Genomic DNA, 9,128 nt, shown 5'->3' on the forward strand with positions numbered 1-9,128 from the left:
GAACGCACGCACGGCCTGCCCCCTCGACGTCACCGGCTCTCCAGACGGACGTGCAGTTCCCGCTCCTGATCCCCGGACGCCGACGACAGCTCACGCACCGTGAACATGGAGTCCAGCGTGGTGCGCAGCCGCTCGATCGCCCAGTAGCCACCCTGCGCGTCGGCCTCCACGGAGGACGTCAGCCTCGCGGGAGCCGGACACTCGTGCGCCTCGGTGACCTCGAACGTCCCGAGCCACACCATGGGCCGTGTCTCGTGGAGCTGCTGCGGCACGTCGTCGGCGCCCCGGTCGGACTCGAAGCACGTGCACAGCGTGTCGAACACGATCCGGGCGTCCTCTTTGCTGCATCCGCTGATCTCGATGGAGACGGACTCCTCATGCGATCGGTCCATCACTACGGCTCCTCTCGTGGCAGTGGCGCGGTATCCACGGGTTCCCCGCGAACCGCGCCACATCACCAGAAAAGCACCACTGTGCCGACGGGACCAGTGAAGGCGTCAGCTCTTCGTGAACCGGTACGTCTTGCTGTCGGTCAGCACACAGAACCCGGGCGACACGACGATCACCCGCAGCGTCCCGTCCCGGCGGTCGTAGTCGATGCCCTCCGCCTCGAACGTCCCCGAGCAGCCGCTGCGCAACGGGAGCTGCCGGAGCGCGGTGACATGTCCGGTCACGTTCGTCGCACCCGGCGCGGCGGAGAGGTCGATCTTGAGCAGCGGCTTGGTGATCCCGAAGAGGGTGCCCGCCGGGTCGTCGGAGGAGCACAGCAGCTGGGTCGCGGTGACGAAGTCGCAGCCCTGTACGTCCCGTACGGCGTGGTCGAGGTCGACGGTGGACGCCTGCGGGAGATTCGCGGAGGGCGAGGTGCTCGTGTTGACGCCGGGGGTCGGGAAGACCAGCAGCCGGCTCATGGTCCCGTACTCACCCGCGAGCATCCACTGGCCGGCGGGGGCGATGGCGACCCAGGAGTTGTTCAGCGCCTCCCCGCCGCCGAGCGTGTGGACGTACTCCGACCACGCGCCGCCCGGCGCCTGCACCCGGAACATCTTCGCGGTGCCCGAGTCGGCCTGGTACGGCTCGATGTAGTAGCCGTCGTACGAGGCGTCCGGGTCGCCCACGTGGTTCCAGCCGCGGCTGCTCACTGAGGCGGGGACGGTGCCGATCCCGGTGTAGCGGTTGGCGCTGCCGGCCGGGACCTCGACCGAGGTCAGGCCCTGGCTCTCGGTGAGGGGGTCGGCTCGGTCGGACCCGATCTCGGTCCAGGTGTCGGCGGCGGACGCCGGCGGGGCGGCGGCGAGGACGGCGGTGGTGGCGAGGGCGACGAGTCCGGTGAGGACGGCGTGACAACGTTGCCGGGCGCGCAGGGCCATGGCAGGCGACTCCTCTGTGGGGGATGTGCTCGGCGGACAGTCTGGCGGGGCCGGGTAGTCATGTACAGACCAAAAGGAGTCGGCGGCGCCCTGCTAACGTCGCCGGACGCTCTCCGGTGTGTTGAGAGATGGTGGAAGAGAGCGCCAGAGGCACTCCGGAGACGGTCGGGCGCGGTACAACAGGGGAGTCGGCACGGGGGACGACGTGCCGTGTGAACGGTCGAAGGCGGTGCGTGCGATGAGTGCAACCGGGTCTCCGGTCGCCGAGGGCGACGGGCCGGTGCGCGGGGCGGTGCGGCCCACCGGGCTGCTCGACGTCCTGGGGGTGGCCTCGGTGGTCCTGGACGCCGAGGGAAAGATCGTGCTGTGGAGCCCGCAGGCCGAGGAGCTGTTCGGCTACTCGGCACGCGAGGCGCTGGGGCAGTTCGCCGCACGGATCATGGTGCACGAGCACTACGTCGACCTGGTCGTCAAGCTGTTCGCGGACGTCATGGTCACGGGCGAGGGCTGGGCCGGTGCGTTTCCGATCCGGCGCAAGGACGGCAGCACCCGGCTGGTGGAGTTCCGCAACATGCGGCTCCTCGACGACCGCGGGGACGTCTACGCGCTGGGGCTCGCGGCCGACCAGGACACCGTGCGCCGCCTGGAACGGGACGTGGCGCTGTCCACGCGGATGGTCTCCCAGTCCCCCATCGGGCTCGCCGTCCTGGACACCGACCTGCGGTACGTCTCGGTCAACCCGGCACTCGAACGGCTCAACGGCGTCCCGGCCGAGGAGCACCTCGGCCGGACGATGGGCGAGGTCCTGCCGCAGATCGACGTCGAGGGCATCACGGCCGCGGCACACGGGGTGCTGAAGACCGGTCGCCCGCTCGTCGACCAGCACACCCTGGGCCGCACCCCGGCGGACCCGGACGAGGACCATGCCTGGTCGGTCTCGCTGTACCGGCTGGAGGACGCGGTCGGCACCGTGCTGGGCGTCGCCGCCTCGGTGGTGGACATCACCGAACAGCACCGGGCCGCCGTCGCCGCGGAGGCGGCCCGGCGGCGCCTCGCCGTCATCGCGGACGCCTCCGCCCGTATCGGCACCACCCTGGAGCTGGACCGCACGGCCCGTGAGCTCGCCGATGTCGCTGTGCCGGAGCTCGCCGACATCGCCGCCGTGGATCTGCTGGACGCGGTGGTGGAGGGCAGACGCAGCATCCTCGGCCCCACCGAGCCGGCCGTGATCCGTGCCCTCGCCGTCCAGGCGGACCACCCCTCGGAGGCCCTCTTGGCCGCCGACCCGCCCGGGCAGGTCGCCCGGTACGGCGCCGACCGTCTCGTCACCGAGTGCGTGCGCACGGGCCGGCCGGTCATGGTGGCCGAGGTCGAGGCGGCCGATCTGCCCCGCATCGCCCGCTCCCCCGAGGCGGCGGGACAGCTGGCCCGCGCGGGCGTCCACTCGTATCTGGCCGTGCCGCTGACCGCGCGCGGCGAGGTGCTGGGCGCCCTCGACCTCAAGCGCACCCGTAATCCGCTGCCGTTCAGCGAGGACGATCTGCTGCTGGCCCGGGAGCTGGCGTCCCGCGCGGCCGTGCAGATCGACAACGCCCGCTGGTACCAGAACGCCCGCGACACCGCCCTGACCCTCCAGCGCAGTCTGCTGCCCAGCCATCCGCCCATGACGGGCGGTCTGGAGGTCGCCTCCCGCTACCAGCCCGCGGGGGCGACGGCCGAGGTCGGGGGCGACTGGTTCGACGTGATCCCCCTCGACGGCTGCAAGACCGCGCTGGTCGTGGGCGACGTGATGGGCAGCGGTATCAACGCCGCCGCGACCATGGGCCGGCTGCGCACCGCGACGAGCACCCTGACCTCCCTGGACCTGGAACCGGCCCGGCTCCTTGAGCACCTCGACCGGATCACCCAGGACCTCAAGGACTCCATCGCCACCTGCGTCTACGCCATCCACGACCCGTATCTGCGCCAGTGCCGGATCGCCAACGCCGGGCATCTGCCGCCCGTCCGGCTTCGCGCGGGACGCCGGCCGGAACTCCTGGACCTGCCGACCGGGGCGCCGCTGGGTGTGGGCGGGGTCGCCTTCTCCACCACGACCGTCGACCTGGAACCCGGGGACCGGCTGGTGTTCTACACCGACGGTCTCGTCGAGACCCGCCAACACCCGCTCGACGAACGGCTGGACGCGCTTCTGGACCTCCTCGACGGCCCCGACCGCCCGCTGGAGGACGTGTGCGACCTCCTGCTGCGCACGCTGCACCAGCCGGACAACTCCGACGACGTGGCGCTGCTCATCGCCCGCGCCCAGAAGCCGGATTGACCATCGCGATTCACAGGAACTCGTTACCCGCCTCTTATCGGCCACCCATCACAATCCCAGCAAGACGTGCCATCGGAATGCCGGGTGGGAGCGAGCCATGACGCACGATCCGGATCAGGAAGCGACACCGCCCGAGATACTCGTCGGGCCGGGCGAACACACCGCGCTACGGGACCGCTGGCGACGTCGGTCCGTGCGCGCACGGGCGGTGACCGCGGCGGCCGCGGTCGCGGCGCTCACCCTCGGCGGCACGGTGGTCGCCTACGCGGCCACCTCGTCGGGCTCGGACGGCGGGGCGACGCCCGCGGCCTCCGGCTCGCCCTCCGCCTCCCCGCACGCACCGGGCGAACGGCACGGTCCGGGCTGGCGGTTCGGCGTCGGCGTCGGCGGTGATGCCGCGCACGGCGAGGCGACGGTGAAGGACCGGGACACCGGCGAATGGGTCGTGCGGGTGTGGCAGCGCGGCACCGTCGAGAAGGTGGACGGCGACCAGGTGACCGTCAAGAGCGAGGACGGGGCCCGGTGGACATGGACCGTGAACGCGGACACGACCGTCCTGCGTGAGGGCGCCAAGGGTTCCGGGGCCGACGATCTGAAGCAGGACGAGACGGTCCAGGTGGCCGGTACCCGGTCCGACGGCGGCACCCGGACGGCTTCCCATGTCCTCGCCGGCACCTGGGAGCGCAAGGGTCCCGAGAACTGGCGCGACCGGCTCCCGGGCCACGGCCACCGCGAGTGGCCCAAGCCGGATCCCACCAAGAGCGGCACTACGGCCTGACGCCGACCACGACGTTGGCGTACCACTCCTCCGAGGCGACCACCCGGGCCGCCAGTCCGCCGCGGGCGAAGGCGTCGACGGCCGTGGGCGCCTGCCGTTCGCTCGTCTCGACGAGCAGACAGCCGCCGGGCGCGAGCCACTCGGGCGCCTCGGCGGCGACCCTGCGCAACACGTCCAGCCCGTCGCTTCCGCCGTCCAGGGCGACCAGCGGTTCGTGCTCGCGTGCCTCCGCGGGCAGCAGGGCGACCTCGTCGGAGGGGACGTACGGCACGTTCGCCGCGAGGATGTCGACGCGGCCGCGCAGTCGCCCGGGCAGCGCCTCGTAGAGGTCGCCCTCGTGGGCGCGACCGTCGAAGGGGGCGATGTTGCGGCCCGCGCAGCGCACCGCGGCCGGGTCGATGTCGGCGGCGTGCAGTTCGGCGCCGCCGAGCGCGTCGGCGAGGGCCGCTCCCACGGCGCCCGAACCGCAGCACAGGTCCACGACGACGGAGGCGCCCGGGGCGTGGGCGAGGGCCTGTTCGACGAGGAACTCGGTACGGCGGCGGGGCACGAAGACCCCGGGTTCCACGGTGATGCGCAGCCCGCGGAACTCGGCCCAGCCGACGACGAGTTCGAGGGGGGCGCCCGAGGCGCGGCGGTCCACCATCGCCGTGAGTTCGTCCGGGGTGCGGGCGGCGGCCAGCAGCAACCGGGCCTCGTCCTCGGCGAAGACACAGCCCGCGGCGCGCAGCGCCGCCACGACGGAGTCGGGCGGGCAGGGGGATGTGGAAGTCATGGGAGCAGCAACCCTATCCGCTCAGGACCCCCATGGTTGGCATACGCAACTCCTATCGAGTTGTACTATGCAACCAGAACCGTGGAGGAGGTCCCATGGACGCGACCGACGCCGTCGAGACCATCCAGCGCGAGATGACGGTCTTCGCCCGGCGGGCCCGGGCCTCGGCGGGCCGGATGCACCCCGAGCTGTCGCTGGTCTCGTACACGCTGCTCGGGCATCTGGAGGAGCAGGACGGCTGCCGCGCCACCGACCTCGCCGCGCACTACGCCCTCGACAAGTCCACCGTCAGCCGCCAGGTGGCCGCGCTGGAGCGCGCCGCGCTCGTCGAGCGGCGCCTGGACCCGGAGGACCACCGTGTCCAGGTGCTGCATCTGACGGAGGCCGGCCGGCAGATCCTCGCCCAGGTCACCGTGAGCCGCCGGGCCGCCTTCCAGGAGCGGCTCGCGAACTGGCCTCAGGAGGATCTCGCGCGGTTCGCCGACTACCTCGTGCGGTACAACGCCTGGCCGGGCCCGCAGAAGGACTGAACGCCTGATCGGGCCCCGCGGAGGACCGACCGCCTAGGACACGGCCACCAGCCGTTCCGGTACGCGTGCCGCGGCGAACGCGGTCGTCCGGCGGAGCCGGAAGCCCAGGGACTCGTACAGCCGGATCGCGCCCGTGTTCCCCGCGCCCGTGTGCAGGAACGGCGTCTCATCGCGCTCCCTGATGCCGTACGCGACGGCGTGGATCAGCCGGGTCGCCAGGCCCTCGCCGCGGAAGGCGGGGTCGGTGCAGACCGCGCTGATCTCGGTCCACCCGGGCGGGTGGAGCCGCTCCCCCGCCAGGGCGACGAGGGCACCTTCCCGGCGTATGCCCAGGTAGGTGCCCATCTCTATGGTGCGCGGCAGGAAGGGGCCCGGCCGGGTGCGTGCGACCAGGTCGAGGATCTCGGGGACGTCGGCGGGGCCGAGGAGCACGGCTTCCGGTTCCGGTGCGGCGGCCACCCCGTCGTCGACGAGCTGTACGCCGTCGATGCGGGCCGTGATCTCCCAGCCGTCCGGCACCTCGCCCCGGTAGCCGGGCAGCGGGACTTCGGCGCCGGGGCCCGCGAGGGCCGCGAGGTCGGCCCAGTCGTCGGCGTCCGGTTCGTCGGGCAGGGCCAGCCAGGGCGAGACGTCCAGCGGGTAGCGCACGACGCGTCCGCGCCGCTCGGCGAAGTGGGCGTGCGGGCCGGTCAGGGAGGCGAGGGCGGGGTTGTCGAGGATGTGGAGCGCGCCGGACCGGGGCGCTCCCGCCTGCGTGGTGCGGTGGCTCATCCGGCGACCTCGATCACGACCTTGCCGCGCGCGTGCCCGTCCTCGACGGTGCGCAGCGCCTCACCGGCCTCGGCGAGCGGGAACCGCTGGACCACGTGCGGGTCCAGATCGCCGTTCACCACCAGCCGCGCCACGGCGTCCAGGACGGCGGAGGTACGGGCGCGGGTCACCCGGGTGCCGCCCAGTCGCTCCACGTCCTGCTCCGGGGCGCCCGCGGTGATCAGCCTCGTCCGGTCGGTCAGCAGCGTCGCCGCCTCGGTCAGCACCTCGCCGCCGACGAGGTCGTACACCGCGTCGATGCCGTCCGGTGCCGCGGCCCGCGCCCGGTCGGACCAGCCCGGTCCCGACGGGACGTGGACGGCGCCCAGCGACTCGACGAAGTCCTTCTTGCCCTCGCTCGCGACGCCCACCACACGCAGTCCGAGCGCCCGGGCGATCTGCAAGGCGGCGGCGCCGACTCCGCCGCCCGCGCCGGTGACCAGCAGGGTGGCACCCTTGGGCAGGTCCAGCTGGTGCACCCCGTCGTACGCCGTCGCGGCGGCCACGGGCAGGGTCGCGGCGTCGGAGAAGGCCAGCCCGGCGGGCTTGTGCGCGGCCAGGCGGACGGGCAGCAGCGTGTACTCGGCGTAGCCGCCGGTCAGGGTGTTGCCGAAGACCTCGTCGCCGGCGGCGAACCCGTCGACGCCCTCGCCGACCGCCTCCACGACACCGGAGACCTCGCTGCCGAGGACGGCGGGGAACACACGCTCGCCGGTGTCGCCGGGTCGGCGGTAACCGGTCCGCAGCTTCCAGTCGACCGGATTCACACCGGCGGCACGCACCGCGACCAGCAGCTGTCCGGGTCCGGGCACGGGCCGCTCGACCTCGACGAACGCCTCGGTGTCCGGACCGCCGTACCGCGTGAACACATACGCCTTGGGCATTGCTCCCACTCTCCTTCGCTCGCGCCGGGCACCAGTCGGAAGGAAGATCGGCGAACGGCTATTCCCCAGGCGGCGGAGTGTTCATACGGCCGCAATGATCGCCGTCCTGACCAGGGACGGAGCACCGCTGACGACACAGTACGGTTGAAGCATGAACGTCACCCGAGGCTTCACCGGACGCCCCCGCGTCCAGAACGCCGGGCTGCCCCCCGGCCAGTACGACGCGGGCGACGACTGGCCCGTGCTGTCCGCGGAGGTCACACCGGAGCTGTCACCGGCCGAGTGGACCTTCCGCGTCGACGGGCTGGTCGAGGAAGCGCGCACCTGGGACTGGGACGAGGCGCACGCGCTGCCGGGTTCGGTGTACGAGGGTGACATCCACTGTGTGACGAGCTGGTCGAAGTTCGGGGTGCGGTTCGGGGGCGTGTCCCTGGACGCCTTCCTGGACGCGGTGCGCCCCCAGGCGTCCGCGACCCATGTCGTCGCCTACTCCCACACCGGGTACACCACCAACCTGCCGCTGGCCGACGTGCGGGGCGGCAAGGCGTGGATCGCGTGGGAGTTCGGCGGGAAGCCGCTGTCGCCCGAGCACGGGGGGCCGGCGCGGCTGCTCGTGCCGCACCTGTACTTCTGGAAGAGCGCCAAGTGGATCGCGGGCCTGCGGCTCCTCGACCGGGACGAGCCGGGGTTCTGGGAGCAGAACGGCTATCACGCGCGGGGCAACCCGTGGGAGGAGCAGAGGTACTCCGGTGACTGAGACGCCGGCTTCCTTCACTCCCTCGACGCGGTTCGCCGTGCCCGGGCGCATCGCCGTGAGCAACCGGGCCGCCGCGCTGTGGCAGACCGCCACGCTCACCGAGATCCGCCGGGAGACTCCCCACGCCTCGACCTTCCGGTTCGCGGTGCCCGCCTGGGCGGGGCATCTGCCCGGTCAGCATCTGATGCTGCGGCTGACCGCCGAGGACGGCTACGCGGCCCAGCGCCACTACTCGATCGCGTCCGCGCCCGACGATGCGGGGCACATCGAGCTGACCCTGGACCATGTCGAGGGCGGCGAGGTGTCGGGCTGGTTCCACACGGTCGCCGAGCCCGGTGACGAGGTCGAGGTGCGCGGCCCGCTCAGCGGCTTCTTCGCCTGGCCCGGCGACCGGCCCGCACTGCTGATCGGCGCCGGCTCCGGGGTCGTACCGCTGATGTCGATGGTGCGGCACCACCGGGCGCGGGGCCTGTCCGTGCCGCTGCGGCTGCTGGTGTCGGCGCGCGGTCCCGAGGAGCTCATCTACGCGGGCGAGTTCGACGCCGAGACGACACCTGTCTTCACCCGGAGCGCGCCGGAGGGTGTACCGGTGGGACGTATGGCGGCCGCACATGTGGCGCCGCTCCTGGCCGACCCGCCTCCCGGTGGGTGGGAGGCCTATGTGTGCGGCTCCAATGCCTTCGCGGAGCACGCGTCGCGGCTGCTGGTCGCGGCGGGGCAGCCGGTGGAGCGGATCCGGATCGAGCGGTTCGGCTGACCCTGCGCGCCATCCCTTGGCTGACCCTGCCCACCATCCCTCGGCTGCCCCTGCGCGCCGTCCCTCGGCTCACCCTTCGCGCCCTGCCTTCGTTTCACGGCCGCGCTGCCGGGCGCTCCTGTGCGGCGGGGCCCCATGGTGTGCGCTCTC

General features: G+C 72.7%; 10 protein-coding genes. 5 read left to right on the top strand and 5 right to left on the bottom strand.

Features of this window, described 5'->3' with window-relative positions; all coding sequences use genetic code 11:
• Positions 1–29 precede the first annotated feature (29 nt).
• Both HLK59_RS05000 and HLK59_RS05005 read right to left on the bottom strand, forming a co-directional pair.
• Complete coding sequence (locus tag HLK59_RS05000) at positions 30–392, bottom strand: hypothetical protein (RefSeq protein WP_171139987.1); 363 nt, start codon at positions 390–392, stop codon at positions 30–32.
• A gap of 105 nt (positions 393–497) precedes the next feature.
• Positions 498–1,370, bottom strand: coding sequence for a hypothetical protein (locus HLK59_RS05005; protein ID WP_171139988.1), 873 nt, complete (start codon positions 1,368–1,370; stop codon positions 498–500).
• A gap of 238 nt (positions 1,371–1,608) precedes the next feature.
• Between HLK59_RS05005 and HLK59_RS05010 the strand changes: the two genes are divergently transcribed.
• Complete coding sequence (locus HLK59_RS05010; RefSeq protein ID WP_171139989.1) at positions 1,609–3,687, top strand: SpoIIE family protein phosphatase; 2,079 nt, start codon at positions 1,609–1,611, stop codon at positions 3,685–3,687.
• A 97-nt stretch (positions 3,688–3,784) separates the two neighbouring features.
• Positions 3,785–4,465, top strand: coding sequence for a DUF5666 domain-containing protein (locus tag HLK59_RS05015; protein ID WP_171139990.1), 681 nt, complete (start codon positions 3,785–3,787; stop codon positions 4,463–4,465).
• On the opposite strand, the gene HLK59_RS05020 is transcribed toward HLK59_RS05015, so the two are convergent.
• Complete coding sequence (locus HLK59_RS05020; RefSeq protein ID WP_171139991.1) at positions 4,455–5,240, bottom strand: putative protein N(5)-glutamine methyltransferase; 786 nt, start codon at positions 5,238–5,240, stop codon at positions 4,455–4,457. The genes HLK59_RS05015 and HLK59_RS05020 overlap by 11 nt on opposite strands.
• Positions 5,241–5,335: 95 nt before the next feature.
• Between HLK59_RS05020 and HLK59_RS05025 the strand changes: the two genes are divergently transcribed.
• A complete protein-coding gene (locus tag HLK59_RS05025; RefSeq protein ID WP_171139992.1) occupies positions 5,336–5,770 on the top strand; it encodes a MarR family winged helix-turn-helix transcriptional regulator in 435 nt (144 codons plus the stop codon).
• A gap of 33 nt (positions 5,771–5,803) precedes the next feature.
• Here the strand turns inward: HLK59_RS05025 and HLK59_RS05030 are convergent, their stop codons facing one another.
• Complete coding sequence (locus HLK59_RS05030; protein ID WP_171139993.1) at positions 5,804–6,541, bottom strand: GNAT family N-acetyltransferase; 738 nt, start codon at positions 6,539–6,541, stop codon at positions 5,804–5,806.
• On the bottom strand, positions 6,538–7,464 hold the full coding sequence (locus HLK59_RS05035; protein ID WP_171139994.1) for an NADP-dependent oxidoreductase: 927 nt from the start codon (positions 7,462–7,464) through the stop codon (positions 6,538–6,540). Before HLK59_RS05035 ends, HLK59_RS05030 begins: the two co-directional genes overlap by 4 nt.
• A 151-nt stretch (positions 7,465–7,615) precedes the next feature.
• Between HLK59_RS05035 and HLK59_RS05040 the strand changes: the two genes are divergently transcribed.
• Entirely contained in the window at positions 7,616–8,221 is a 606-nt protein-coding gene (locus HLK59_RS05040) for a sulfite oxidase-like oxidoreductase (RefSeq protein WP_171139995.1), read from the top strand.
• On the top strand, positions 8,214–8,978 hold the full coding sequence (locus HLK59_RS05045; protein WP_171139996.1) for a ferredoxin reductase: 765 nt from the start codon (positions 8,214–8,216) through the stop codon (positions 8,976–8,978). The genes HLK59_RS05040 and HLK59_RS05045 overlap by 8 nt, the downstream gene beginning before the upstream one ends.
• The last annotated feature ends 150 nt before the right edge of the window (positions 8,979–9,128 follow it).

Source organism: Streptomyces sp. S3(2020), assembly GCF_013044505.1.
In the GTDB taxonomy this organism is placed as follows: domain Bacteria; phylum Actinomycetota; class Actinomycetes; order Streptomycetales; family Streptomycetaceae; genus Streptomyces.

Bases quoted from the DNA above. Each gene is read 5' to 3' on its own strand.
- HLK59_RS05000 (WP_171139987.1), bottom strand. From the start codon at position 392: ATGGACCGATCGCATGAGGAGTCCGTCTCCATCGAGATCAGCGGATGC.
- HLK59_RS05005 (WP_171139988.1), bottom strand. From the start codon at position 1,370: ATGGCCCTGCGCGCCCGGCAACGTTGTCACGCCGTCCTCACCGGACTC.
- HLK59_RS05010 (WP_171139989.1), top strand. From the start codon at position 1,609: ATGAGTGCAACCGGGTCTCCGGTCGCCGAGGGCGACGGGCCGGTGCGC.
- HLK59_RS05015 (WP_171139990.1), top strand. From the start codon at position 3,785: ATGACGCACGATCCGGATCAGGAAGCGACACCGCCCGAGATACTCGTC.
- HLK59_RS05020 (WP_171139991.1), bottom strand. From the start codon at position 5,240: ATGACTTCCACATCCCCCTGCCCGCCCGACTCCGTCGTGGCGGCGCTG.
- HLK59_RS05025 (WP_171139992.1), top strand. From the start codon at position 5,336: ATGGACGCGACCGACGCCGTCGAGACCATCCAGCGCGAGATGACGGTC.
- HLK59_RS05030 (WP_171139993.1), bottom strand. From the start codon at position 6,541: ATGAGCCACCGCACCACGCAGGCGGGAGCGCCCCGGTCCGGCGCGCTC.
- HLK59_RS05035 (WP_171139994.1), bottom strand. From the start codon at position 7,464: ATGCCCAAGGCGTATGTGTTCACGCGGTACGGCGGTCCGGACACCGAG.
- HLK59_RS05040 (WP_171139995.1), top strand. From the start codon at position 7,616: ATGAACGTCACCCGAGGCTTCACCGGACGCCCCCGCGTCCAGAACGCC.